27 protein-coding genes and 1 tRNA gene are annotated in these 23,073 nt (G+C 67.5%); 15 read left to right on the top strand and 13 right to left on the bottom strand.

The annotated features are described in order from the left end of the window. The first annotated feature begins 12 nt into the window (after positions 1-12). The 11 genes from ccmC to IEQ11_RS10875 all read left to right on the top strand — a co-directional run bounded on the left by ccmC (position 13) and on the right by IEQ11_RS10875 (position 9,203). Positions 13-777: a heme ABC transporter permease CcmC gene (gene ccmC / locus IEQ11_RS10925; protein WP_096414366.1), complete on the top strand. Its 765-nt coding sequence runs from the start codon at positions 13-15 to the stop codon at positions 775-777. Next, on the top strand, positions 777-941 hold the full coding sequence (gene ccmD, locus IEQ11_RS10920) for a heme exporter protein CcmD (RefSeq protein ID WP_036103042.1): 165 nt from the start codon (positions 777-779) through the stop codon (positions 939-941). Before ccmC ends, ccmD begins: the two co-directional genes overlap by 1 nt. After that, positions 938-1,405, top strand: coding sequence for a cytochrome c maturation protein CcmE (gene ccmE, locus IEQ11_RS10915; RefSeq protein ID WP_046656477.1), 468 nt, complete (start codon positions 938-940; stop codon positions 1,403-1,405). Before ccmD ends, ccmE begins: the two co-directional genes overlap by 4 nt. Before the next feature lie 74 nt (positions 1,406-1,479). Then, positions 1,480-1,725 (top strand): hypothetical protein, encoded by a 246-nt coding sequence (locus IEQ11_RS10910; protein WP_191821034.1) that lies wholly within the window; start codon positions 1,480-1,482, stop codon positions 1,723-1,725. Continuing rightward, positions 1,715-3,769: a heme lyase CcmF/NrfE family subunit gene (locus IEQ11_RS10905; protein ID WP_191821033.1), complete on the top strand. Its 2,055-nt coding sequence runs from the start codon at positions 1,715-1,717 to the stop codon at positions 3,767-3,769. The genes IEQ11_RS10910 and IEQ11_RS10905 overlap by 11 nt, the downstream gene beginning before the upstream one ends. Further along, positions 3,766-4,311: a DsbE family thiol:disulfide interchange protein gene (locus tag IEQ11_RS10900; RefSeq protein ID WP_036103046.1), complete on the top strand. Its 546-nt coding sequence runs from the start codon at positions 3,766-3,768 to the stop codon at positions 4,309-4,311. The genes IEQ11_RS10905 and IEQ11_RS10900 overlap by 4 nt, the downstream gene beginning before the upstream one ends. 218 nt (positions 4,312-4,529) lie before the next feature. Next, entirely contained in the window at positions 4,530-4,967 is a 438-nt protein-coding gene (locus IEQ11_RS10895) for a cytochrome c-type biogenesis protein (protein ID WP_096414363.1), read from the top strand. 26 nt (positions 4,968-4,993) lie between these two features. Continuing rightward, the gene (locus IEQ11_RS10890) at positions 4,994-6,013 is read left to right on the top strand and encodes a tetratricopeptide repeat protein (protein ID WP_191821070.1); all 1,020 of its coding nucleotides are present in this window, start codon (positions 4,994-4,996) and stop codon (positions 6,011-6,013) included. A gap of 178 nt (positions 6,014-6,191) precedes the next feature. Continuing rightward, positions 6,192-7,337 (top strand): homoserine O-acetyltransferase MetX, encoded by a 1,146-nt coding sequence (gene metX, locus IEQ11_RS10885; protein WP_191821031.1) that lies wholly within the window; start codon positions 6,192-6,194, stop codon positions 7,335-7,337. Between the two features lie 90 nt (positions 7,338-7,427). Continuing rightward, entirely contained in the window at positions 7,428-8,024 is a 597-nt protein-coding gene (locus tag IEQ11_RS10880) for a cysteine dioxygenase family protein (protein WP_036103049.1), read from the top strand. 726 nt (positions 8,025-8,750) lie between these two features. Continuing rightward, complete coding sequence (locus IEQ11_RS10875; RefSeq protein WP_036103051.1) at positions 8,751-9,203, top strand: DUF2214 family protein; 453 nt, start codon at positions 8,751-8,753, stop codon at positions 9,201-9,203. Between the two features lie 239 nt (positions 9,204-9,442). Here IEQ11_RS10875 and IEQ11_RS10870 read toward each other — a convergent pair whose 3' ends face one another. Continuing rightward, positions 9,443-9,817, bottom strand: a complete 375-nt coding sequence (locus IEQ11_RS10870) for a hypothetical protein (protein ID WP_036103053.1) — start codon at positions 9,815-9,817, stop codon at positions 9,443-9,445. Between the two features lie 7 nt (positions 9,818-9,824). Continuing rightward, entirely contained in the window at positions 9,825-10,094 is a 270-nt protein-coding gene (locus tag IEQ11_RS10865; RefSeq protein ID WP_036103055.1) for a hypothetical protein, read from the bottom strand. Positions 10,095-10,292: 198 nt separating this feature from the next. Here IEQ11_RS10865 and IEQ11_RS10860 point away from each other — a divergent pair, with 198 nt between their 5' ends. Together IEQ11_RS10860 and IEQ11_RS10855 are read left to right on the top strand one after the other, a co-directional pair. Continuing rightward, the gene (locus IEQ11_RS10860; protein WP_191821030.1) at positions 10,293-10,937 is read left to right on the top strand and encodes a class I SAM-dependent methyltransferase; all 645 of its coding nucleotides are present in this window, start codon (positions 10,293-10,295) and stop codon (positions 10,935-10,937) included. 111 nt (positions 10,938-11,048) lie between these two features. After that, positions 11,049-11,507 carry a hypothetical protein gene (locus IEQ11_RS10855; protein ID WP_191821029.1) on the top strand — a complete coding sequence of 153 codons (459 nt, stop codon included), beginning with the start codon at positions 11,049-11,051 and terminating at the stop codon, positions 11,505-11,507. 155 nt (positions 11,508-11,662) lie between these two features. Here IEQ11_RS10855 and IEQ11_RS10850 read toward each other — a convergent pair. From IEQ11_RS10850 to IEQ11_RS10840, 3 genes are all read right to left on the bottom strand, one after another. Then, positions 11,663-11,749, bottom strand: a tRNA-Leu gene (locus IEQ11_RS10850). A gap of 53 nt (positions 11,750-11,802) precedes the next feature. Beyond that, on the bottom strand, positions 11,803-11,979 hold the full coding sequence (locus IEQ11_RS10845) for a hypothetical protein (protein WP_157753935.1): 177 nt from the start codon (positions 11,977-11,979) through the stop codon (positions 11,803-11,805). A 30-nt stretch (positions 11,980-12,009) separates the two neighbouring features. Next, positions 12,010-12,357 (bottom strand): hypothetical protein, encoded by a 348-nt coding sequence (locus IEQ11_RS10840; protein WP_191821028.1) that lies wholly within the window; start codon positions 12,355-12,357, stop codon positions 12,010-12,012. A gap of 208 nt (positions 12,358-12,565) precedes the next feature. Here IEQ11_RS10840 and IEQ11_RS10835 point away from each other — a divergent pair, with 208 nt between their 5' ends. Next, complete coding sequence (locus tag IEQ11_RS10835) at positions 12,566-13,384, top strand: NRDE family protein (RefSeq protein ID WP_191821027.1); 819 nt, start codon at positions 12,566-12,568, stop codon at positions 13,382-13,384. A gap of 788 nt (positions 13,385-14,172) precedes the next feature. On the opposite strand, the gene IEQ11_RS10830 is transcribed toward IEQ11_RS10835, so the two are convergent. The 8 genes from IEQ11_RS10830 to IEQ11_RS10795 all read right to left on the bottom strand — a co-directional run bounded on the left by IEQ11_RS10830 (position 14,173) and on the right by IEQ11_RS10795 (position 22,279). Continuing rightward, a complete protein-coding gene (locus IEQ11_RS10830) occupies positions 14,173-14,577 on the bottom strand; it encodes a hypothetical protein (RefSeq protein ID WP_191821026.1) in 405 nt (134 codons plus the stop codon). A gap of 39 nt (positions 14,578-14,616) precedes the next feature. Continuing rightward, positions 14,617-14,820, bottom strand: a complete 204-nt coding sequence (locus IEQ11_RS10825) for a PspC domain-containing protein (RefSeq protein WP_036103060.1) — start codon at positions 14,818-14,820, stop codon at positions 14,617-14,619. A 49-nt stretch (positions 14,821-14,869) separates the two neighbouring features. Then, on the bottom strand, positions 14,870-15,313 hold the full coding sequence (locus IEQ11_RS10820) for a YfeK family protein (protein ID WP_228464456.1): 444 nt from the start codon (positions 15,311-15,313) through the stop codon (positions 14,870-14,872). A 107-nt stretch (positions 15,314-15,420) separates the two neighbouring features. After that, the gene (locus IEQ11_RS10815; RefSeq protein WP_191821025.1) at positions 15,421-16,158 is read right to left on the bottom strand and encodes an SGNH/GDSL hydrolase family protein; all 738 of its coding nucleotides are present in this window, start codon (positions 16,156-16,158) and stop codon (positions 15,421-15,423) included. Between the two features lie 313 nt (positions 16,159-16,471). Further along, the gene (locus tag IEQ11_RS10810) at positions 16,472-17,542 is read right to left on the bottom strand and encodes a class III poly(R)-hydroxyalkanoic acid synthase subunit PhaC (protein WP_191821024.1); all 1,071 of its coding nucleotides are present in this window, start codon (positions 17,540-17,542) and stop codon (positions 16,472-16,474) included. Between the two features lies 1 nt (position 17,543). Beyond that, entirely contained in the window at positions 17,544-18,782 is a 1,239-nt protein-coding gene (phaE, locus tag IEQ11_RS10805) for a class III poly(R)-hydroxyalkanoic acid synthase subunit PhaE (protein ID WP_191821023.1), read from the bottom strand. A gap of 599 nt (positions 18,783-19,381) precedes the next feature. Beyond that, positions 19,382-19,996 (bottom strand): CDP-diacylglycerol--serine O-phosphatidyltransferase, encoded by a 615-nt coding sequence (gene pssA, locus IEQ11_RS10800; protein ID WP_046656469.1) that lies wholly within the window; start codon positions 19,994-19,996, stop codon positions 19,382-19,384. 318 nt (positions 19,997-20,314) lie between these two features. Next, the gene (locus tag IEQ11_RS10795) at positions 20,315-22,279 is read right to left on the bottom strand and encodes a 3-hydroxybutyrate oligomer hydrolase family protein (protein WP_191821022.1); all 1,965 of its coding nucleotides are present in this window, start codon (positions 22,277-22,279) and stop codon (positions 20,315-20,317) included. Between the two features lie 119 nt (positions 22,280-22,398). On the opposite strand from IEQ11_RS10795, the gene IEQ11_RS10790 reads away from it, so the two are divergent. Continuing rightward, positions 22,399-23,064: a response regulator transcription factor gene (locus tag IEQ11_RS10790; protein ID WP_036103065.1), complete on the top strand. Its 666-nt coding sequence runs from the start codon at positions 22,399-22,401 to the stop codon at positions 23,062-23,064. The last annotated feature ends 9 nt before the right edge of the window (positions 23,065-23,073 follow it).

Below are 23,073 nucleotides of genomic sequence, written 5' to 3'. Positions count from 1 at the left end.
TCGAACCACTGAATGAATCCACTCGTCCGCTGGTTCCACCAACTCGGTTCGCCGCCCAGCTTCGACCGCTTCGCCGCGCGTTGGGCGCCGTGGGCCTATGGCCTGGGCGCGCTGGTGATGGCCTGGGGCCTGTACGGCGCCCTGTTCCAGGTGCCGGCCGATTACCAGCAGAAGGACAGCTTCCGCATTCTGTACATCCATGTGCCCAGCGCCTGGATGAGCCTGGCGGTGTTCGGGCTGATGGCGTTGTACGCCGCGATCGCGCTGATCTGGCGGATCAAGCTGTGCGAGATCCTGGCCATGGCCTGCGCGCCGATCGGCGCGGGTTTCACCGTGATCACCCTGGCGACCGGTTCGATCTGGGGCAAGCCGATGTGGGGCACTTGGTGGGACTGGGACCCGCGCCTGACCACCGAATTGATTCTGCTGTTCCTCTATCTGGGCGTGATCGGCCTGTACCAGGCGATCGACGACCGCCGCGCCGCCGCGCGCGCGGCCGGCCTGCTGGCGATCGTCGGCGTCGCCCTGCTGCCGGTGATCCGCTATTCGGTGGTGTGGTGGAACTCGCTGCACCAGGGTCAGACCATCAGCCTGTTCGGCAAGTCGAGCATGGACCCGAGCATGATGGCGCCGCTGATCTGGATGATCGTCGGCACCAAGCTGTGGTTCGTCGGCGCGCTGCTGGTGCGCGCGCGCGCCGACAACCTGCGCCGCGAACAGGGCAAGGCCTGGGTCGCGCAACTGGCCGGCGTGGTCAATCCGCGGGAGCGGCGCTGATGGAATACCGCAATTACCTCATCGCTGCCTACGCAGTGTTCTTCATCGTGCTGGGCTGGGATTTCTTCGCCGGCCAGTGGCAGGTCCGCCGCGAATTGCGCCAGGCGCGCAAGCGCGCGGCGCGCGACGCGGCACGCAGCACCCCCAGTGAGTTGAGCCGATGAATCCCACCCGTCGCCGTCGCCTGTTGTGGGTGCTGGGCCTGGTCGCCGCCGCCGGCGTCGCCACCGCCCTGGTCGCAACCGCGTTGCAGCGCAACGTCGCGTATCTGTACACGCCCAGCGAGATCCTGCGCGGCGATGCCAGCGAGCGCGCGCGCTTCCGCCTCGGCGGGATGGTCGCGGAGGGTTCGTTCAAGCGCGCATCGGGTTCGATGGACGCGCATTTCAGCGTCACCGACGGCGATGCGCTGATGCCGGTGGTCTACACCGGCATCCTGCCCGATCTGTTCCGGGAGAAGCAGGCGGTGGTCGCGACCGGACGCATGCAGGGCGGCACCTTCGTCGCCGAGGAAATCCTGGCCAAGCACGACGAAACCTATATGCCCAAGGAAGTCGCCGACAAGATGGGGCAGGCGCACAAGAAGCATGATGTCGCGGCGCCGGGTGGCGTGGAGCCCGCGCGTTGAGGTATTTCGCGCGTGGAGCAAAAGCGAATCCCCCCTGCCCCCCTTTTACAAAGGGGGGAACAGCACGGGTTGGTGTGGGTTTCGCGCTTGAGTCGGACTACCGCATAGCGATCCGATCGCAGTTTTTTGCATCGAAGCCCGCTTGTCTTCCTCCTTTGCAAAAGGGGGACCGAGGGGGATTCGCTGTTGCTGTTGCTGTTGCTATTGCTGTTGCTATTGCTATTGCTATTGCTATTGCTGTTGCTGTTGCTGTTGCTGTCTCCGCGGATAAATCATCCCGCACCATGAACCACCCCAAGGCGATCGCCCATGCTGCCTGAACTCGGCCAGATCGCCCTGATCCTCGCCCTGCTGATCTCGGTCCTGCAGACCGCGCTGCCGCTGCTCGGCGCGCACCGCGGCATCGAGCCGTGGATGGCGATCGCGCGGCCGGCCGCGTATTCGCAGTTGCTGCTGGTCGGCTTCGCGTTCGTGCTGCTGACCCACGCCTTCGTCAATCAGGATTTCTCGCTGCGCTATGTCGCCGAGAACAGCAACACCCTGCTGCCGGTGCTGTACCGCTATTCCGCGGTGTGGGGCGCGCACGAAGGTTCGCTGCTGATGTGGGCGCTGGTGCTCGCGCTGTGGACCGCCGCGGTGGCCTGGTTCTCCAAGTCGCTGCCGTCGCAGGTGATCGCGCGCGTGCTCGGGGTGATGGGCGTGATCAGCGTCGGCTTCCTCGCCTTCCTGATCTTCACCAGCAACCCGTTCGCGCGGCTGCTGCCGGCGGTGGCCGAAGGCCGCGATCTCAATCCGCTGCTGCAGGACCCGGGCCTGATCATCCATCCGCCGATGCTCTACATCGGCTACGTCGGTTTCAGCGTGCCGTTCGCGTTCGCGATCGCCGCGCTGCTCGACGGCAAGGTCGACGCGCGCTGGCTGCGCTGGACCCGGCCGTGGACCAATGTCGCCTGGGCGTTCTTGACCCTCGGCATCGCCCTGGGCTCGTGGTGGGCGTATTACGAACTGGGCTGGGGCGGCTGGTGGTTCTGGGACCCGGTCGAGAACGCCAGCTTCATGCCGTGGCTGGCCGGCGCGGCGCTGATTCATTCGCAGGCGGTCACGGAAAAACGCGGCAGCTTCCGCGGCTGGACCTTGTTGCTCGCGATCGCCGCGTTCTCGCTGTCGCTGCTGGGCACCTTCCTGGTCCGTTCGGGCGTGTTGACCAGCGTGCATGCCTTCGCCGCCGATCCCTCGCGCGGCTTGTTCGTGCTGATCTTCCTCGGCATCGTGATCGGCGGCTCGCTGCTGCTGTACGCGCTGCGCGCGCCGTCGGGCGAGGAAAACGCCGGCAAGCCGTTCGAACTGATGTCGCGCGAGACCTTGCTGCTCGGCAACAACCTGTTGCTGGCGACCGCGTGCGCGATGGTGCTGCTGGGCACCTTGTATCCCTTGCTCGCCGATGCGCTGGACCTGGGCAAGATCTCGGTCGGCCCGCCCTACTTCGCGCTGATGTTCGTGCTGCTGATGACGCCGCTGGTGTTGCTGCTGCCGTTCGGCCCGCTGTTCCGCTGGCAGCGCGAACAGGCCTCGCGCCCGCTGGCGATGCTGATTCCGTGGGCCGGGCTCGCGCTCGGCGCCGCCATCGCCGCGTATTTCCTGGCGCCGCAGAGCCCGCTCAAGGTCGCCGCGGGCGTCGGCGGCGCGGTCTGGGTCGCGGCCGGCACGCTGCGCTTCGTGTGGACGCGCGTGCGCGGCAAGGGCAATGCCTTCACCGCGGAAATGCTCGGCATGACCCTGGCCCATCTGGGCGTGGCGGTGTTCCTGATCGGCGCCTTGCTGGTCGAAGGCCTGAGCGTGCAGCGCGAAGTCGCGCTCGCGCCGGGCAAGAGCCTGGACCTGGGCCGCTATTCGTTCCGCTTCGACAGCGTCAAGCACAGCGTCGGACCGAATTACGAAGCCGACTACGGCACCGTGACCGTGTTCGACGGCGGCGAACTGCTGACCGTGATGCATCCGGAAAAACGCGCCTACGCCAGCGGCGGCCAGGTCCTGACCGAAGCCGCGCTGGCCCCGGGCCTCACCCGCGATCTGTACGTCGCGCTCGGCGAACCGCTCGGCGGCGGCGCCTGGGCGGTGCGCGTCCACATCAAGCCGTTCGTGCGCTGGGTCTGGCTGGGCGCGCTGCTGATGATGCTCGGTGGTCTGGTGGCGGCGACCGATCGACGCTTCCGGCCGAAGCTCGCGCCCGAACCCAAACGCGCCGAGCCCGACCCGCTCGAATTCGCGCTGGCCGACGGGCCGGAAGCGTTCGCCGCTGAAAAACGGTATCGCGGCAACGACGATGACGTCTTTGCCGGCAAACCCGATGGAGACGACGCATGAACAAGAGTCGCTGGCTGCCGCTGGCTGTGTTTGCCGCGCTCGCGGTGCTGCTCGCCGCCGGCGTGTGGCTCAGCCGCAATCCCGATCGCGAAAAACTGCCGTCGCCGCTGATCGGCAAGCCCGCGCCCGCGTTCTCGCTGCCGGTGCTGCACGAAGCCGGCCGCCTGCTGACCTCGCAGGAACTGCGCGGCGCGCCGTACCTGCTCAACGTCTGGGGCAGCTGGTGCCCGGCCTGCCGCGACGAACATCCGGTGCTGACCCGCTTCGCCGAAACCAAGCGCCTGCGCGTGATCGGTTTCAACTGGAAGGACGAGCACGCCGATGCGCTGCGTTGGCTGGAGCAGTACGGCAATCCGTATGTGGTGGTGGTCGCCGACTACGACGGCAAATCGGCGATCGACTGGGGCATCTACGGCGCGCCGGAAACCTTTCTGGTCGATGGTCGCGGGATCGTGCGCTGGAAATTCGTGGGGCCGTTGACCGACAAGGTGATCGCGAATGAGTTGCTGCCTGAGTTGAGCAAGATCGAGAAGGCGCGATGAGGCTGGCGGGTAAAAGCGAATCCCCCCTCCCCCCCTTTTACAAAGGGGGGAACAGCACGGGTTTCGATAAGCAAAACCGCACTGGCGTTGCAGCGAGTGAATTTACGCAAATACGGATCGCTTCGTTGCAACCCGATGGGTTCCCCCCTTTGAAAAAGGGGGGCCAGGGGGGATTTGCTTTTGCTTCCCAGCCCCTGCGCACCTTCATCGCCGCCACCTTGCTGAGTCTGTCGCTGGCCCTCACCCTGGCCCCACCCGCCCAAGCCCAACCCGCCAACGACCCCGCCCCGCTGAGCTTCACCGACAGCGGCGAAGAACGCCGCTTCCACGCCCTGGTCGCCGAACTGCGCTGCGTGATGTGCCAGAACCAGTCGCTGGCCGATTCCAATGCCCAGATCGCCCACGACCTGCGCCGCGAAGTGCTCGCGCTGATGCGCCAGGGCAAGAGCGACGGCGAGATCAAGGATTTCCTGGTCGCGCGCTACGGCGAATTCGTGCTGTATCGGCCGCAGGTCGAATCCAAGACCTGGCTGCTGTGGTTCGGCCCGGCGCTGCTGCTGTTGGCCGGAGGTTTCGCGGTCGCGCGTATCGTGCATGCGCGCTCGGCGACGGCACGACCGGCCGACACCCGCATTGACGAGGAACAAGAGTGGTGATGGCGGTGACGATGGGATCGGCCCCGATGGGCGTGTTCGTGGCATGCGGCGCGGCACTGGTCGTGTTCGTACTGGGCTACGCGCTGCATCCGCTGTGGCGGACGCGACCGGCGCTCGGCGCCGGCCTGGGCGTGGCGCTCGCGGCGGCCACCGTCGCGCTGTATTTCGCGATCGGCACGCCGGCCGGGCTGCAACCCGAGCAACGCAAGGCGCCGCAATCGCTGGACGAAGCGGTGACCCAGCTGGAAGCCGAACTCGAGCGCGATCCGAACCAGATCGAAGGCTGGCGCCTGCTCGCCAGCGCCTACACCGCGCAGGGCCTGGGCATGAAGGCGCGCGATGCGTATGCGCGCGCGGTCACGCTGGCGCCGGACAACCCCGACCTGCTCGCCGAAGCCGCCGAAGCGCGCGCCCTGGCCACCCGCGAGCGTCGCTTCGACAACGAAGCGGTGGCGATGCTCAAGCACGCGCTGGAACAGCAGCCCATGCATCAGCGCGCGCGCTGGTTCCTCGGCATCGCCCAGCGCCAGGCCGAACAACCGGCCGAAGCGGCCAAGACCTGGGAACCGCTGCTGACCGTGGTCGACCCGGCCACCGCCGCGAGCCTGCTCGATCAGATCAACGGCGCGCGCCAGGAAGCCGGCATGCCGGCGATGCAGGCGCCCGCGCCGGCCGTCGCCGGCAACGCCGTGGCCAGCGGCCCCGGCCTCAAGATCCGGGTCGAACTGTCGCCGCAATTGGCGGCGAAATTGCCCGCCAACGCCAGCGTGTTCGTGATCGCGCGCCAGGTCGGCGGCCCGCCGATGCCGGTCGCGGTGGAAAAGCACCCGGCCGCGAAATTCCCGCTCGAAGTCAGCCTCGACGACGGCGACAGCCCGATGCCGACCATGAAGCTGTCGCAGCTCGAACAGGTGCAGGTGCTCGCCCGCGTATCGGCCTCCGGCAACGCCATCCCGCAATCCGGCGATCTGACCTCGCAGCCGGTGACGGTGCGCGTGGACGCCAAGGAGGCGACGGTCGTCGTCATCGATCGCGCGGTCGACTGAACCGGCGATCGCCCCACGCTCGATCGCCCGCTACCGGCATGTGCCGATAACGCAATTGCAGTTGCAGTCGCGGCCGCCGCTCAGGGCGATGGTTTAGGCTTTGCATCGCGACCGCCGCTCTCGCGCGGGCGTCGACTCCGAATCTCTTCACCGCAAGCACCGGCCACACGAGCAAGGCATGACCGAATTCATCCCGCCCGGCACCCGCCACATCGACCTGCCCTCGCCGTTCCCGATGAAACGCGGCGGCGCCCTGCACGGCGCGCGCATCGCCTATGAAACCTGGGGCGAACTCAACGCCAAGCGCGACAACGCCATCCTGATCGTCACCGGCCTGTCGCCCGACGCGCACGCCGCGGCCAACGCCGGCAATCCCGAGCCGGGCTGGTGGGAAGCCATGCTCGGCCCCGGCAAGCCGATCGACAGCGACCACTGGTTCGTGATCTGCGTGAACTCGCTGGGCAGTTGCAAGGGTTCGACCGGGCCGGCCTCGATCAACGCCGACACCGGCAAGCTGTACCGGCTGGAATTTCCCGAACTATCGATCGAAGACGGCGCCGACGCCGCCGCGCACGTCGTGCATGCGCTCGGCATCGAGCGACTGGCCTGCGTGATCGGCAATTCGATGGGCGGCATGACCGCGCTCGCGCTGCTGATCCGTCATCCGGGTCTGGCGCGCAACCACATCAACATTTCCGGCGCGGCGCGCGCGCTGCCGTTCTCGATCGCGATCCGCTCGCTGCAACGCGAAGCGATCCGCCTGGACCCGCAGTGGAACCAGGGCGGCTACGACGAAACCCACTACCCCGAATCGGGCATGCGCATGGCGCGCAAGCTCGGCGTGATCACGTATCGCTCGGCCCTGGAGTGGGACGGACGCTTCGGCCGGGTGCGGCTGGACTCCGACCGCGCCGACGAGGAGCCGTTCGGCCTGGAATTCGAGGTCGAAAGCTACCTGGAAGGCCACGCCCGCCGGTTCGTGCGCCGCTTCGATCCGAACTGCTACCTGTACCTGAGCCGCTCGATGGACTGGTTCGACCTGGGCGATTACTGCGGCGGCGGCGACGGCCTGGACAACGAGGAACAGGTCCGCCGCGGCCTGGCCGCGATCCGGGTGGAAAAGGCGCTGGCCATCGGCGTCCACACCGACATCCTGTTTCCGCTGCAGCAACAGCAGGAAATCGCCGACGGCCTGCGCGCCGGCGGCGCCGACGCCCGCTTCGTGCCGCTGGAGTCGCCGCAGGGCCACGACGCGTTCCTGGTCGACATCGCCCGCTTCGGCCCGGCGGTGGCCGGGTTCCTGGACGAACTGCGAACCGGCTGAGCGAACCGACTGGGCGAACTGGCTGAATCGGCACCGCTCGCGAGCGGTCCGAAGCTGCCAAGGCGCAGGCAGGGGCGTAGAATCCACGCCATGAACGCCACCGACGCCCTGCCCGACCTCGACTTCCCCGGCCACGACAAGCTGGTCGCCGCGATCGACGCGGCGGTCAACGCCGGCGACGAACACGCCGTCACCGCGGCCTTGCGTAACACCTTGTGCAAGATGATCCGCGACCGCGACGTCAACCTGCCCGACTGCGTGTTCGACCCGATCCAGGACCACTACGCGCGCCGCGAGCTCTACCGCAGCCCCGAACTGGGCTACAGCGTGGTCGCGATGACCTGGGGCCCCGGCCAGGGCACGCCGATGCACGATCACAGCGGCCTGTGGTGCGTGGAAGGCGTCTGGGACGGCGAGTTGGAGATCACCCAGTTCGAATTGCTCGAACGCGAAGGCGAGAACTTCCGCTTCCGCGCCGCCGGCGGCATGCACGCCGGCCCCGGCAGCGCCGGCAGCCTGATTCCGCCGCACGAGTACCACACCATCCGCAACGCCAGCAACGACTCGGTCGCGGTGTCGCTGCACATCTACAAGGCGCCGATGGAATGCTGCTCGATGTTCGAGCCGCGCGACGGCGAGTGGTTCCAGCGCGTCGACAAGACCCTGAAGACCGACGAAGCCGCCTGATCGGCGTAACGCCGCGAAGCCTTCACCGCGTCGCCGCGGCGCCCCCCTGTAGGAGCGGCGCAAGCCGCGACCGCGCCACACAGATGCGTCGCAAGCGCGATGTCGCGGTCGCGGCTTGCGCCGCTCCTACACTCGGATCGCGTGAATGACGACGGCAACGTGGCCCGATCCGCGCGCACCGTCCACCACGTCCCCAGATGCGATGCGCGCCCCCTGTAGGAGCGGCGTGAGCCGCGACCGCGCCACACAGATGCGCCGGCAAGCGCGATGTCGCGGTCGCGGCTTGCGCCGCTCTACAGTCGGATCACGTGAATGACGACAGCAACGTGGCCCGATCCGCCTGCACCGTCCACCACGACCAACCAGATGCGATGCGCGCCCCTGTAGGAGCGGCGTGAGCCGCGACCGCGCTGCATACATGCGTCGTAAGCGCGATGTCGCGTTCGCGGCTCACGCCGCTCCTACAGTCGGATCGCATAGCTTACGACCGCGAAACGATGTAACCCGCCTTCGCCGCCAAGCCCGTGCCGCGCGCGCGGCCGACTGTCCACAACCCGGCCCGGCCGCCGCCGCGGGACATTACAAACGCCACTGGTAAACGCCCCGCGCCGGCGCGATCTTCGCTGGCGGCAACGCCATGGGTTGGGCGTTGCATGTCGCCCAGGCGCCGCGGCGCCGCGCGCCACGCGCGACCACCTCTCCCAGCCATCGCACGGAGTCCCGACCATGCTGACCGACCTGCTGCTCGCCGCGTTCCACCATCTGCTGGTGTTCGCCATGATTTCGATGCTGGTCGCCGAATCGGTGCTGTTGCGCGGGCCGATCGATGCCGCCGCGCTCAAGCGCCTGGCCGGACTGGATGCCGGCTACGGCATGAGCGCGATGCTGCTGTTGGCGGTCGGCATCGCGCGCCTGTTCTACGGCGTCAAGGGCCTCGACTTCTATCAGCACAATCCCTGGTTTCATGCCAAGTTCGGCGCATTCGTGGCGATCGCGTTGTTGTCGATCCTGCCGACCGTGCGCTTCCTGCGCTGGCGCAAGGCGCTCAAGCACGACCCGGCGTTCCTGCCGCCGGCGCCGCAGGTGCGGATCGTGCGCGTACTGATCCGTTTCGAGTTGATCCTGATCGCGGTGATCCTGATCTGCGCCGCGGCGATGGCGCGGTACGGCGGGTTTTGATCGAGCCAGGTCTGATCACGCAAACTACGATTCAGTCGGCGGTGATCAAGCCGATTGGGATCGGGCAGTTTTGATCAGACGCATTCGATCAAGCCGATTTGAACAAGCGGATTCCGTCGGCGCGATAGTCGAATCGCGCCACGCACGCAGGCGCATTCACTCCGACTCGCAACGACACACGTCACGACACATGCCGTCTCGACTCGCACGCGAACATGCGAGCGAAACCGCGACGGCTTTCAGCCTTCCTTGCCCCAGCGCACCCGCGAGCGATCGCCGCGGCCGGCTTTCGCCGCCGGCTGCATCACTTCCGGATCGGTGTTGTCTCCGATCGCGCGCAAACGGATCGGCGCGAACTGACCGTCGCCGAGCAGGTCCAGGCTGGCGCGCGGATTGCGCAGCAAGGCTTCGCGTTGCAGGAACAACTCGCGGCCGATTTCCGGCGGCCGGCTTTCGCTGCACAGACGGATGTCCAGGCGCAGCACGCTGGTGCCCGAGGTGCGCCACGGATGGCCGGGAACCAGACGGCTGACGATCGCGCTGTCGAGCCGGATGGTGACCGTGCTCTTGTCGATCGCTTCGCACTTGCCCACCGCGATGTCGAACGTATTCATAAGGGCCTCAATGGGAAACCGCGGTGAGAACGCTGTGCAGGCGCGCGTTCTCCAACAGGCTGCGCAAGCGCGCCTCGATCACACGGATATTGGCGAGCCTGGGCGAGGCGCGCAGCGAATACACGGCGGTGCGCTTGCCCAGCAACAGGCGTTGACTGCGCAATACCGTGACATTGGTGGTGCCCGATGCCTCCATCCAGATCAAACGCAACGGAGCGGGCCCGATGGTCTGTCCATTGGACAAGGTGAACTGGAACCACTCGACATGATTGTCCATCGTTGCTCCGACACGTAGACCCGCGAGTATGCGCCCCACCTCCCGGCGCGGGGGTGAAGAATGAAAATCAGCGATTTTCCTCGCTATTGCGAGATAATCGGCGTATGGTCGGGAAGCGATCCCGGCGATTTCGCGATTTACAGGCGCTGAAGCGCCGCCTGCCTCAACGACGTTCGTTCCACGTCATCCAGAGGTTTCTTGCGATATCAAACCCGCGTCATCGACTTGCGGGTCGGTGAGCATGAGTATCGCATTCGCGCGCTGAAGGATCTGCAGCAGTTTCACGATCCCGACCAGGCCGCCGAAAAACTGGGCATCTCCCCGTCGATGTGGAGTCTGTTCGGGCAACTGTGGCCGACCGGTCTGCAGCTCGCGAACGAAATCGCCGTGCGCGATATCGCCGGCAAGCGCATTCTCGAAATCGGCTGCGGACTGGCGCTGTCGAGTCTGATCGCGCACAAGCGCCAGGCCGACATCACCGCCAGCGATCGGCATCCGCTCGCCGAGGATTTCCTCTCGCAAAATTCCACATTGAACGGCTTGAGCGACGTGCCGTACAAACATCTGGAATGGGATGCGCAGCGCGACCGCTCGCTCGGCGGTTTCGACCTGATCATCGGCAGCGACGTGTTGTACGAACGCGACCATATCGCCTTGCTTGCGAACGTCGTCAAGCAGTACGCGCATGCGCACGCCGAAGTGCTGATCGCCGATCCGGGCCGCGGCAACTGCGGCGCGATGAACACCGCGATGCGGGCCGATGGATTCACTTCCAGCGAACGGCGTTTCAGCATCGAGGATCGTCCGGTGCTGAGCGGGCGGATGATGCGGTTTCAACGCTGAGCGCGCGCCGGTTTACGACGAGGCCGCTTGGCGTCCGATCCGCCTGGCGATCATGTCGACGCGGCGATTTCATGAATACCGCCGCGCCCTGACCTCGCGATCGAAACCCGCATGCTCGACCTCGATACACAGTTGTGGATCGCCAACGACGCGCTCAAGCGTCGCGCGCCGGACATCGTCGACGACGCCTGCGTGCTGCACCTGTTCGACAAGCACGGCAGCGACCCTCGCGTGCTGGAACTCGGCATCGCCTTGCTCGATGCCGACTGGCACGAAAGCCATGAGGAACTCGGCCAGCACCTGCAATGGCTGCGCGCGCCGGAACGGGTCGATGCGCTCCATCGCGCGTCGCTGCGGAATTACCCGTATCACTACGACGGCGGCATCGCGATCCGCAGACGCTGCACCTGGGCGCTGGCGGATATCGGCGACCCGGCGGCGTTCGACGCGCTGCCGCGACTGTGCGGCTCGGCCGACCGGCAGGTCGCGTTGTTCGCCTTCAAGCGGCTGCGCGGTCGGCTCAGGGAGCGGCCGCGCAAGCGGTTCGCGTATTCGCCGCGACTGGATTGAGGCGCGTCGGGGATGCGCCGAGCGAACCTGCGGCATCCGAACCATACACGGGAAAACAAAAAGGCCCAGTCGCGAGACTGAGCCTTTCTTCTGTTCCGGGAAGCTGCCGGCCGTTGGATCGTTGGCCGGGCGGTTGGGTTCTTCTCGGATTTACGTGGTGCCGGAGGTGGGACTCGAACCCACACGCTTTTAAGGGCGGCGGATTTTGAGTCCGCTGCGTCTACCGATTCCGCCACTCCGGCAGCGGGTGCGCAGTATACCTATCGAAACGGCCGGAGTCTGCATGCCGCGAACTTCAATGCGGCTCGCCCGCCCCGTCCGCCTCGCTGCCCGCGGGCGAGCCGGCCCGATAGCCCGCTTCGCCGCGCTCGGACGCGGCCTCCTCCCAGGCGCCGCGCGGCGCCGGCGCGGCCCGTGCCGCGGCCGGCGGAGCGGCGACGATGCAGCGAATGGCGGCGGCGGTGGCGAGCATGGGATCGGGGTCCTTGGTGAGGGAGCCGTATCAGTGGTCCGGTTGCCGATCCGGTTGCGGTCGCCGACACCCCAGGCAGTGGCGGGTCCGGTCGGAGCGGCCACGACGGCCGGTCGACGGCCGCGACAGCAGGCCGCCACAAGGGCATTGCGGCTCCAAGCCGCGTTCCCAGCGCCACAGGCGCCATAGCGAATACATCGCCATGGCCAGGCCGGCGCCCGCGCCGCCCAGCCGCAGCCCGTGCGCGATCGGCGCGAACCCGGCGGCGGCGGGCGTATCGCCCATCTGCAACAACACCGTGCCGGCGATCGGACCGCTCACGGCCACGATCAAGGCCGGCGCGAACAACTGCAGCAACATCCTGGCACCACGATTCATCGAACACGTCTCCCCGTCTGCGCCGGCTAGCAGAACGTGGAGCGATCTCATCTGTTGAGACGGTGGCCAGATTATGGCCAGCCCGCCAGCCCCGCACCTGCCATTCGTCGTGGCGGCCGTGCGACGCCTGCCGGTTGCGCGCGGGCGCCGGCTGTGGACCGTGTGCCGGCTGCACATGGACGCGACCGCGCGCGACTAGAATGCCGGCATGTGCCTGATCGCCCTCGCCTGGCAACACCATCCGCGCTATCGCCTGGCCTTGATCGCCAATCGCGACGAAGCCCACTCGCGCCCCACCGCCGCGGCCGGCGCCGATCCCGACGACCCGCATGTCTTCGGCGGCCGCGACCTGCTGCAAGGCGGCAGTTGGCTGCAGGTATCCAGCCAAGGCCGTCTGGCCGCGGTCACCAACGTGCGCGCGGGCCTCAATCCCGAAACCGCGCCGCGATCGCGCGGCGCGCTGGTGCGCGAATTCGTGCGCGGCACGATGAGCGCCGCGGATTATCTACACGGCCTGAGCGCCGACGCGCCGCAGTTCGGCCGCTTCAATCTGTTGCTGTGGGACGGCGATGCGCTGATGTTCGGCAGCAACCATCCGCGGTTCCGCATGGACGCGGTGACGCGAGGCGTGCATGCCATGTCCAACGGCGATTTCGATGCGCCCTGGCCCAAGAGCGGGCTGGCCACGCGCGCCTTGTCGGCCTGGCTGGAATCGCCGGCCTCGCAGCAAGCCAGCGCGCCCTTGCCGCCGCGAAGCAACGATGCGGGCTTGGCGATGCTGCTCGCGGCGATGGCCGACACCACCGTCGCGCCCGACGACGCGCTGCCCGATACCGGCGTGGGCCTGGAACTCGAACGCATGCTGTCGCCGCCGTTCGTGCTCGGCGAGCGCTACGGTACGCGCTGTAGCAGCATCGTGCTGATCGGCGAGAACGAGATCGCGTTCGTCGAACGCCGTTACGGGCCCGGCGGCGTGCCGGCCGGGGACACCGCGGCGACCTTGCCGCTGCGCCCGAAGATCGGCTGATCCGCGGGCGCCTGGCCGGCGCGGGGCGAACCCCGCTCACACGACTCCCGCACCTACCGATCGACGCATGGTCGCGTCGATCGATGGTCCGTGCGGATTCGCCGCGGCGTTACGCGCGAGCGCAAGCGATGAACCCAGCGGACCCGAGCGCCGAGGCGCAACCGGCGCGACGCGCGATGTCCGATCCGGCGGGGATTAACGAACCGGCACCGCGCGTCCAGCGCCGTACCAGGACTCGCGGTATCGCGGCGGATCGGCTCATGCCGATGGAGTGGATCGACCGATTTGTGATCGCCCTCGCATTCCCGGCGCGGTCTCGGCGGCACGCAGCGAAGCCGCCCAGATCACGGTGGCGATGCGATGAACACAAGCCGGGAAAGCAGCAAGCACGCCTGATCGCCGATGGGTATCGGCACGTCGGCAATCAGTTCGTGCAATGCGGGGCCGTGTCACACGCACTGCAATGAGCGAAGCGCGCACCCTGCGCGAGCAGGTGCGCAGACCCGCTAAACAAACGAGTCGGCATGGCCTGGTCGATTCACACGCTCGTACGACGGGCGCGATTGCCCGCTACAAACCCGCTGAAAATGAGAAGGCCCAGTCCTCGAGATGTTTCTCGGGTGGCCGGGCCTTCCGTGTCGGAGCGATTGCATCGGACTTGCGTCCGTTGGTTTTTCTCCGACGCGCGCAAGATACCGCCGGCGTCGTTAGCGGCCGATCAAGATTTCGTGTAGTTGCCGTCGACCAAGATGAATCCGCGCGCCGCGCGCACGTTCACTCGACCAGGTTCACTTCGACCACGGCCACCAGCCGCGACCGGTCTGCGCATAGCGATCGGCGGCGCGCTCGAAGCGGTTGCGCACGCTGATTCCGCCGCACAGCAGATACAACGGCAGGAACAGCGGCCCCAGCACCATGTACTGATAGACGTGGGCGCGTTCGTGATCGGCGAGCTTGATCGGCGGCTCGGTGCGATGGCCGGCGTCGTGGGCGTAGGTGTAACAGGGCGAATCCAGATCCTCGCCGGTGTGCAGCACGACGTTGCCCAGGGTGATCGCGCCGCCCGGCCCCCACGGCCAATGCTGGAACACCAGCGCCAGGTCGTCGCGACGCAGATGCGGCCGCGCGCCAAACGGGATGGCGAACACGCCGGCGATCAAGCCCAGCGCCGTCACCGGCGAGGTCCAGAGCATGCCGAGCACGGCCCCGGCGATTCGCAGCAACGCGCCCAGTCAGCAGCCCTCTTCGGGCATGAACAGCCACAGGATCAGATACAGCAGGGCGACCGGCAGCACGAAGGTGGCCAGGGCCAGCACCACGAAGGCGCCGCGCACGATCACCGGATTCCAGCGCAGGCGCAGGGCGAGGCCGCCAGCCACGCCGGCGATCATGCGGTCGTGCCGGGAGCGGCAGAACCGGGGCGTGGCGCTGTTCATTCCTCGCCGTCTCCGAAGCTCACTGCAGGTTCGCGGCCAGTCTAGCGCGTCAGGGCGATGGCGTCGTCGCCGGCTTGGCGGCGCGCAGCTGAACCAGTTTGGCTTTCAGCCAGGCCGCCGAGGCGACCGGCGCGGCGTTGCCGCAGCGCACCCGGTACGGCTTGCCGCTGAGGCTGCTTTCGCTGCCGGCGCGCTCGATGAACAGCTCGGCGGTATCGGCCATATCGCGCTTGCGCAGATAGGCCAGTTTCTTGCGCAGATGCGCCTGCGCCTCGGCCGAGTCGTACCAACTGCCGTTGCGTTCGAACTGGCAACTTGAGCTGCCCAGCGCCTGGATGAGTTGCTCGGTTTCGCGCTCGGCCTGGGGCGACGGCGCGGCCTGGACGGCGACGGACGCGGCGCCGAGCAAGGCCGCGGCGAACACGGCGAGACTGCGGGGGCGAAAAGCGGCGGCGCGGTGGTTCATGAAGCGGTTCTCGCTGGTGCGTTGCATGCGCCCCGCGTCATGGGGCGCACGTCAAGATTCGATGGACCGGTGGCGCGGAGCATGGCAGCGGCCATGTCCGCGAGATGTCGAAGCGCGCTGCGCGCCGCGCGGCGTCAGGGCTTGGCCAGCCAGGGGCCGACCACCTTGATCCAGATCGCGTAGCCGGTGCGATTCATATGCAGGCGGTCGGCCAGGAACAATTCTTCGCGCGGCTCCCCGCTGGCGTCGAGCATCGGCGTGAACACGTCGAGATAGTCCACGCCCTGCACGGTCTTGATGTAGTCGCGGATAAGCGCATTGGCCTGGACGACCTGCGGCAGTATCGCCCTGCGCGAGGGACTGGGCTTGATCGACACGAAACCGATCCGCGCCTTCGGCGTACCGGCCTGCACGCGTTGCACGAACGCGGCGAAATCGTCGCGCACCTGCTGCGGGCTGCGGCCTTCGTTGAGGTCGTTTTCGCCGGCATAGAACACCACCGCGCGCGGCTGGTAGGCGTTGACGATGCGATCGGCGTAGTACACCGAGTCGTAGGCGCGCGAACTGCCGTAGCCGCGGTTGATCGACACCACGCCAGGGAAATCCTCGGCCAGCGTGGTCCAGTAGCGGATCGAGGAACTGCCGACGAACACCACCGCGCCGGGCATGCGGCGCACGCGCGCGTCTTCGGCTTCCCAGGCCTGCACGGTCGGTTCCCATTCGCGCGAATCGCGCGGCGCGGCGCCTTCGGGTGCCGCTGCGGCCGGGGTGGTCGTGGCGGAATCGGTGGATGCGACGGCGGTCTGGCGATTCGGCGCGGCCGCGCATGCGGTCAACGTGGCGATCAGCAATAAGCTCAGGATTCGATGCATGCGAGTGTTCCGGTATCGGGCGGGGTCAAGACTAACCCGGGCGATGTAAATGGATCGACATTGATCGAACCGCCATCGCGAACAACCGCCGCGACGGTGAATGCAAGCCCCTCTCCCGCGCGGCGACCGAAGGGAGTGCAGAGCTGAGAGGGGTTGGGGTGAGGGCTTGTTGCGTCGCCGATCAAATACGTCCCGCCTCGCCCTGCCCTCATCCGGTCCTTCGGACCACCTTCTCCCGCGAGCGGGAGAAGGTAGTGCCCAAACGCCGACGAGTTGAACCTGCTGAGATCTTCGCTTGCGCGAGACGCAAACCTCAACGCGACCGCTGCGCCAGCCAGTCGTGAATCGCGCTCGGCACTTCGCGCTGGGCGCGACCGGACACGTAAATGCCGATGTGGCCGCCCTTGAACGACAGCTCGCTGTAATCGGCGGTGCCGACCAGATCGGCCAGCGCCTTCGACGCTGCCGGCGGCACCAGATGATCCTGCTCGGCGTAGATGTTCAGCACCGGCATGTCGACATAGCCCAGATCGACCGCGCGGCCGCCGATGTCGATGCCGCCGTTGACGAAGCCGTTGCCCTGATAGAACTGCTTGATGAACTGGCGGAACGCCTCGCCCGCCTGATCCGGCGAATCGAAGATCCACTTCTCCATGCGCAGGAAATCCTCCAGCGCGCGCTTGTCGTCGAGAATGTCGATCAGACCGACGTACTTCTGCACGAACAGCCGCCACGGCTTCAAGGTCAGGTAGCACCAGTTCATGACGTCGGCCGGGACGTTGCCCAAGGTGTCGACGAACTGATCGATGTCGAGCCCGCGCGTCCAGTTCGACAGCATGTTGTCGCCGGTGTGGAAATCCACCGGCGTGACCATGGTGATCAGGTTGCGCACCTTGTCCGGATTCAGGGCCGAATAGCACAGCGAGAACGCGCCGCCCTGGCAGATGCCGAGCAGGTTGATCGCGTCCAGCCGGTATTCGCGACGCAGATGATCGACCGCGCCGCCGAGAAAACGCTGGATGTAGTCCTCCAGTTCCAGATAACGATCGGAACGGTCCGGATAGCCCCAGTCGAGGATGTACACGTCCTCGCCGCGTTCGAGCAGGCCGCGCACGATCGACTTATCCGCCTGCAGGTCGACCATGTACGGACGATTGACCAGCGCGTAGGCGATCAGCAGCGGCACTTTCGCGGTCGGCGCCTTGTCGCCGCGGAAGCGGTACAGCGCCACCTTGCCGTCGCGCCACACTTCCTCGCGCTGGGTCGCGCCGTATTGGATATCGCCCACCTCGCGCAGGGTGTCCAGACCCGCGCGCAGCTTGTTCTGCGCGGCCATCGCCTCGTTGGCCAGCGATTCGGCGCTGAAATTGATCGGTGCGGTCATCTCAGCGCGCTCCCTGCTTGGCGGCCTTGCCGGTTTGCGCGGCCTTGGCCGGCTTCACCGCGCTCGCGGCGCGCGGCGTGGCCGGCGGCTGCGGACGCGCGATCGCGGTTTTCTTCGCCGCCTTGGCGGGCGCGGGCTTGGGCTGCTTCAGCGCCGGCTTGGCCGCCGCGGCCGCAGCCGGTCGCGAGGACTTGGCCGCGGCTTTCTTCGCCGCCGGCTGTGGCGCCGCCGGCTTTGCCGAACGTGTCGCCGCGGGCTTGGCCGCGACCGGACGCGCTTCGCGCGGCGCCGGCGCCGGCTCGCGCGTGTTCTGCACTTCATCGCGCAGACGGCGCAGTTCGCGTTCGAGCTGGACGATCTTGCGATGCGCGGCGTCGATCTCGGTGCGGGTCGGCATGCCGAAGCTGCCGCTGGCCTGTTCGATCTCCTTCTGCACGCCGGCGCGCAGACGCATCTGCGAATTCACCAGCGCGGCGTAGGCGTCGCGGAACCGCGGCGACAGCGCGATATCGGCATAGGCTTCTTCGGCCGCGTCGATCCACAGATCGAACAAGGCGCGCGCGCTGCCGATCTGGCGGCCGGGTTCGCTGCGCTCGGCCAGTTTGTCTTCGAAGCGCGAGAACGCGTCCTGGCCGGCTTCGGCCATCAGCGCGTTATAGGCCTGGCTCTGCTTCTGGTAATCGGACTGCGCCTGCAGCAACTGCTGCACGCGCTCTTGATGCTCGCGCGAGAAACCGAACGCGGGCAGACCCAGCAAGGACTGGCCCTGACTCTGCAGGCGTTCCAGGAACGGCCCCATCTGCTCGGCCCAGCGGCCGAAATCCTGCTGGCCCGGCCCGCGCATCGCGCTCAACACATCGGCGAAGGGATTGGCGCCCTGCCCGCCCAGCGCCTGCTTCCAGGCGCCGGCGATGTCGCCGGCCGAGGCGTCGCTGCCGGCGAACTGCGAGGCCAGTTTCTGGATTTCGCCGAACCAGCCGCGCGCCTGACTGTTGAAACGGTCCAGGGTGTCGTCGACCTGCGGTTGCCCGCCCTTGGCCAACTGCGACCACCAGCTCACCGCCTCGTTCCAGCCCGGCATCGACGGCTGCTGCGCCGATTGCGGCGCCGCGCCGCGCATCATCTCGCCCCATGCGCCCCAGTACTGTCGCGCGAGTTTTTCGAAACCGGGCTGATTCATGTCGGCGCCCGCGCCGAAGAAATCGCCGGGATTGTTCGAACCGAAACCGAAATTCGCCATCACCGCCTCCGTGGTTTGCGCCGATCATAGCAATGGCGTGTTGCCGCGCGCGTGGACGGACACGGGCGGTTCGTGAATGCGGCCGCGGGCTTGCGGAAAATGTGTGCTGTGCGGGGCGTTTGCCTCTTGAGGCCGACGGTAAATCCCACTCGGCCCTTTGCAAAGGGGAACGCATTCGTCGCGGCCCATCACGATGCGACGAATCCTCAAATCAAAAGCAGCGCGGCTTTTGCCCACTTTAGAAAAAGGGGGCGGCGTCTGCGCAGCAGACGCGGGGGATTTGAGCTTTTGCTTTTGCTCGGGACTAAAAGCAAATCCCCCCTAGCCCCCCTTTTACAAAGGGGGGAACGCATTCGGGGCGGCTGAGCACGATGCGAAGGATGAAACTTAAATCAGGACGCAAACCGCTTTTGCCCACTTTAGAAAAGGGGGCGGCGTCTGCGCAGCAGACGCGGGGGATTTGAGCTTTTGCCTTTGCTCGGGTCAAAAAGCGAATCCCCCTACATAAGGGGGGGGGAACGCATTCGGGGCGGTTCATGGCGGCGCGATGATCGTGCCGCGAACAAGGCGCGAACGCCGCGACGAAAACCCGCCGACGCTCAGGGCTTGGGAATATGCAGCGTCTTGCTGATCATCAACGAGCCCGACAGCGCGAACATCAGCACCAGCGGATGGAACAGCCACGGGCCGAGCCGGTAGCCACCGAACCACAGGTCCGCGCCGATCGCGCCCTGCCAGGCCGCGACCGCGAGCACGATCACCAGCAGCAGGCTGGTCGGAATCGGCGTGCCTTCGAAATATTTGACCTTGCCTTCCTCGCCCGACATCGCCTCGGCGGTGACGTTGTAGCGCGCCAGTCGGCTGACGCCGCAGCCGACGAAGTAGCTCAGGATCACCCAGTCCCAGCCGCCCTGCAGGCCGCAGGCGTAGGCCAGCGCGGCGGGCGCGACGCCGAAGGAGATCACGTCGGCCAGCGAATCGAGTTCGCGCCCCAGGGTAGAGGACGACTTGCGCCAACGCGCGACCCGGCCGTCGAGCGCATCGAAGATGAAAGCCAGCGGGATCAGCGCCATGCCGATCATCAGATCGCGCACCCCGCCTTCCTGCAGGAAACGCATCGCGGCGAAGATCGCGCCGGTGCCGCAGAAGGCGTTGGCGAGGGTGAACCAATCCGCGAGGTGGAATTCGCGAAGCATCGAAAAATGGCGCGGCATGCGGCTTGGCTCCAGGGCGAACGGCGCGTTCGCCGTTCAGGATGTGCGCCCAGCCTGCCAAAGCCAGTGTGCAGGCCGCAAGAGGCCGAAGTCGCACTCAGGCGATGCGCGCCGGGCAAATCCAGGCTGCGCCGGGGTTTTCGGCGATTTACCCGACGCGCCGCGGCGGCGGCGATCGAGACCTCGGTCGTCGGAATACGGGTTTGACCGCGCCAGCGTCGGCGCGATCGTCAAGTTCAGCGAGTTGCAGCCCTGATCGTCTTCGCCGCGAACTCGAACGCGACGATTGAAGCTTTTATCCAACCCAACCCGATCGGATTACTTCGGCACCGCCAGGTTCTCGGCCGTCAAGCCCTTGCCCGCGCGCGGCGAATTCGCCACTACCGCATCGGCAGGCAGCGGCGTGCCCTGATCCAGATGCGCCTCGACGCGATCGAGCGCGGCATACACATATGGCAGTAGCGGCAGATAACGCGCGCCCATCGCCGGCAAGCCAAGGAAGGCGTCGAAATGCTGGACGTTGCGAACTTGCCAATAGCGCACCTGCGCGCCGGCCTTGCGCGCCATCGCGACATACGGCGCGCTGCTGAACGCCGGCGGGATCAAACCGTCGTCGAGCCCATGCACGACCACGATCGGCAGGTCCTTGCGCGGCGCGGAGGCGCGGGTCTGTTCGATGCCGGCGCGCACGCGTTCGTGCGCGCGCTTGAGCGCGGCGCCGTATTCGGGATACGCCGCTTCGCCGCCGAGGATCTCGCCGCTCCACAACTCGCGCAGCGCCGCCAACGGCGCAAGGCGTTCGCCGCCGCTCGGACCGAACAACTGCACGCCCGCGCCCGGCGGAATGCCGCTGGCATCGGACCACCACGCCGCGCGTTCGCTCTCGCTGGCCGCGCGTTCGGCGGCCGGCGCGCTGGCGCTGGCCGGGGTCGCGGCGGCATAGGCATAACGCACCCAGGGCTGATCCGGATCCTTCGTGCGCGCCTGTCCGGCCGGCGCGTAACGACCGTAAGCGGAGGCGTAAGTCGCCGCGACCGCGCGCCACAGATCGAAATTCACCGACAGCGCGCCAGCGCGCAATGCATCGTCGCTCCAGCCGCTGGCGTGCATGCGTTCGTAGGCGGCTTGCGCGCGCACTTCGGTGCTCGCCTGCCTGGCTTCATCGCCGAGCAGGCCGAGTCCTGCGACGTAGGTGCAGAACGATTCGGCGCTGTCGCCGGTGATCGGCGTCACCGGCGCGGCCGCGAGCGGCTTGTGCAACAGCGCGCACGGCATCAGCAAGGCCGCTTCGGTGGTGTAGTCGTACAACGGCCGCGCGCCGGCGACGTAGATGTTCGGCTCGCCTGCGACCACCGCGTCCAGCCACGGCGTGTCGTTCAATTCGGCCGCGCGCAATACCGCGCCGCCGCCGTTGGAGATGCCGACCGCGATCACCCGGGTGTTCGCGTCGGTGAACGGCGCCTGCTCGGGAAACGCCTGGTTCAACGAGGCCAACGCGAACTGCGCGGCCTGATGTACATGCCGGCCCCAGTCGGCCTCGGGGTTGTCCTGCGAATGCGCGTGCTTGAACGCGATGCCCTTGCCGCCTTCGCGCTGGCTCGCCTTGGGCGTAAACGCGAGCCCGCCTTCCGAGGCCGGCCCGACCGTGCCGTCGGCGCGCACGCCCTGGCCGGCATCGAGATCGAAGTAATCGGTGCCCGCGCCCTTGTCGGTGTAAGCCACCGCGCAGCCCTTGGGCAGGCCCCAGGCGCCGGCGACCGCGATCGAGCCGTAGATGCCGCGCGATCCCGAGGAGGCGCTGACCACCACGCAACGTTTCTTGGTATCGAATCCATCGGGCACTTGCACCAGCACGCGGTGCGGCTGATTGGCGCCCGGCACGGTCGCGAACGCGCTGAATTCGCGGCCGGGAACCGGCGCGGTGCTGCCGTACAACTCGCCGTAACCGCCGCCCGGCGCGAGATCGGCGATGCCACGCCAGTTCGCCCACAGCGCGCGTCGACGCAATTCGGCCGGGGTGGGATGCGCCGCGTCGGCGAACGCCGGCGGCACCATCGCGCGCAGGCCGTCGAGGCCGAGTCCGGCGGTCAGCAGATCGTCGTGTTCGCCGCGGTGCTCGGTCTGGCGTTGACTGCTGAACATCGGGGCGGAGTCCTTGGCGGTTTTCGCAGCGGCCGCGCGCGATTTGCCCGCGGCCATCGCCGGCGCGACCGGCGCGATCGCGCAAGCCAACAGCATCAGGGCGGCGCTGGCCGCGGCGGTACGTAGGATAGAGGCGCTCATCGGCGCAGCCTAGCAACTCGCGGCGGCGTCCTCATCGTACTTTGGTACAGCGCGTGCGCCGATGCCGCCCCAGCCGAACGGACAGCGGATTCGCGACAGCGCCTGTTAGGCTAGCCGCGATGCCGACCCTGCTGATCGCCGACGACCATCCGCTGTTCCGCGCCGCGCTGCGCCAGGCCGCCGCCGACGCGGTGCCCGATACCGTGGTGCGCGAGGCCGGCACGCTCGACGATGCGCTGGCCGCGCTGGAGGCCGAACCCGGCATCGATCTGGTCCTGCTGGATCTGCACATGCCCGGCAACCACGGCCTGGCCGGGCTGGCCGCGATCCGCGCCCAGTACCCGGGCACCGCGGTCGCGGTGGTGTCGGCCAACGACGATCCGCGGGTGGTGCGGCGCGCGCTCGATCACGGCGCGGCCGGTTATCTGCCCAAGAGCTCGGGCCTGGACGAACTGCGCGACGCGATCCGCGCGGTGCTGGCCTGCGAGCAATGGCTGCCGGCGGCGTTGCGCGCGGCGGTCGCGCGCACCCAGAGCGACCGCGGCGACGCCGATCTGGCCTCACGCCTGGCCAGCCTGTCGCCGCAGCAGTTCCGGGTGCTGAGCCTGGTCGCGCAAGGCCTGCTCAACAAGCAGATCGCCGATCGCCTGGACGTCCAGGAACGCACGGTCAAGGCGCATCTGTCGGCGATCTTCGACCGGCTCGGCGTGCGCAACCGCACCCAGGCCGGAGTGGTGCTGCGCGAACTGGAACTGTCGGACCCGGCGCGGCGGATCGAGGACTGACCGCGGCCG

This window comes from Lysobacter capsici (assembly GCF_014779555.2).
Lineage (GTDB): Bacteria > Pseudomonadota > Gammaproteobacteria > Xanthomonadales > Xanthomonadaceae > Lysobacter > Lysobacter capsici.
This window is presented reverse-complemented; position numbering and strand designations above follow the sequence as displayed.

What these genes read in the sequence shown, in the direction of transcription:
- ccmC (WP_096414366.1), top strand. Translation starts at nt 13, where the DNA reads ATGAATCCACTCGTCCGCTGGTTCCACCAACTCGGTTCGCCGCCCAGC.
- ccmD (WP_036103042.1), top strand. Translation starts at nt 777, where the DNA reads ATGGAATACCGCAATTACCTCATCGCTGCCTACGCAGTGTTCTTCATC.
- ccmE (WP_046656477.1), top strand. Translation starts at nt 938, where the DNA reads ATGAATCCCACCCGTCGCCGTCGCCTGTTGTGGGTGCTGGGCCTGGTC.
- IEQ11_RS10905 (WP_191821033.1), top strand. Translation starts at nt 1,715, where the DNA reads ATGCTGCCTGAACTCGGCCAGATCGCCCTGATCCTCGCCCTGCTGATC.
- IEQ11_RS10900 (WP_036103046.1), top strand. Translation starts at nt 3,766, where the DNA reads ATGAACAAGAGTCGCTGGCTGCCGCTGGCTGTGTTTGCCGCGCTCGCG.
- IEQ11_RS10890 (WP_191821070.1), top strand. Translation starts at nt 4,994, where the DNA reads ATGGGCGTGTTCGTGGCATGCGGCGCGGCACTGGTCGTGTTCGTACTG.
- metX (WP_191821031.1), top strand. Translation starts at nt 6,192, where the DNA reads ATGACCGAATTCATCCCGCCCGGCACCCGCCACATCGACCTGCCCTCG.
- IEQ11_RS10880 (WP_036103049.1), top strand. Translation starts at nt 7,428, where the DNA reads ATGAACGCCACCGACGCCCTGCCCGACCTCGACTTCCCCGGCCACGAC.
- IEQ11_RS10875 (WP_036103051.1), top strand. Translation starts at nt 8,751, where the DNA reads ATGCTGACCGACCTGCTGCTCGCCGCGTTCCACCATCTGCTGGTGTTC.
- IEQ11_RS10870 (WP_036103053.1), bottom strand. Translation starts at nt 9,817, where the DNA reads ATGAATACGTTCGACATCGCGGTGGGCAAGTGCGAAGCGATCGACAAG.
- IEQ11_RS10865 (WP_036103055.1), bottom strand. Translation starts at nt 10,094, where the DNA reads ATGGACAATCATGTCGAGTGGTTCCAGTTCACCTTGTCCAATGGACAG.
- IEQ11_RS10855 (WP_191821029.1), top strand. Translation starts at nt 11,049, where the DNA reads ATGCTCGACCTCGATACACAGTTGTGGATCGCCAACGACGCGCTCAAG.
- IEQ11_RS10845 (WP_157753935.1), bottom strand. Translation starts at nt 11,979, where the DNA reads ATGCTCGCCACCGCCGCCGCCATTCGCTGCATCGTCGCCGCTCCGCCG.
- IEQ11_RS10840 (WP_191821028.1), bottom strand. Translation starts at nt 12,357, where the DNA reads ATGAATCGTGGTGCCAGGATGTTGCTGCAGTTGTTCGCGCCGGCCTTG.
- IEQ11_RS10835 (WP_191821027.1), top strand. Translation starts at nt 12,566, where the DNA reads ATGTGCCTGATCGCCCTCGCCTGGCAACACCATCCGCGCTATCGCCTG.
- IEQ11_RS10830 (WP_191821026.1), bottom strand. Translation starts at nt 14,577, where the DNA reads ATGCTCTGGACCTCGCCGGTGACGGCGCTGGGCTTGATCGCCGGCGTG.
- IEQ11_RS10825 (WP_036103060.1), bottom strand. Translation starts at nt 14,820, where the DNA reads ATGAACAGCGCCACGCCCCGGTTCTGCCGCTCCCGGCACGACCGCATG.
- IEQ11_RS10820 (WP_228464456.1), bottom strand. Translation starts at nt 15,313, where the DNA reads ATGCAACGCACCAGCGAGAACCGCTTCATGAACCACCGCGCCGCCGCT.
- IEQ11_RS10815 (WP_191821025.1), bottom strand. Translation starts at nt 16,158, where the DNA reads ATGCATCGAATCCTGAGCTTATTGCTGATCGCCACGTTGACCGCATGC.
- IEQ11_RS10810 (WP_191821024.1), bottom strand. Translation starts at nt 17,542, where the DNA reads ATGACCGCACCGATCAATTTCAGCGCCGAATCGCTGGCCAACGAGGCG.
- phaE (WP_191821023.1), bottom strand. Translation starts at nt 18,782, where the DNA reads ATGGCGAATTTCGGTTTCGGTTCGAACAATCCCGGCGATTTCTTCGGC.
- pssA (WP_046656469.1), bottom strand. Translation starts at nt 19,996, where the DNA reads ATGCCGCGCCATTTTTCGATGCTTCGCGAATTCCACCTCGCGGATTGG.
- IEQ11_RS10795 (WP_191821022.1), bottom strand. Translation starts at nt 22,279, where the DNA reads ATGAGCGCCTCTATCCTACGTACCGCCGCGGCCAGCGCCGCCCTGATG.
- IEQ11_RS10790 (WP_036103065.1), top strand. Translation starts at nt 22,399, where the DNA reads ATGCCGACCCTGCTGATCGCCGACGACCATCCGCTGTTCCGCGCCGCG.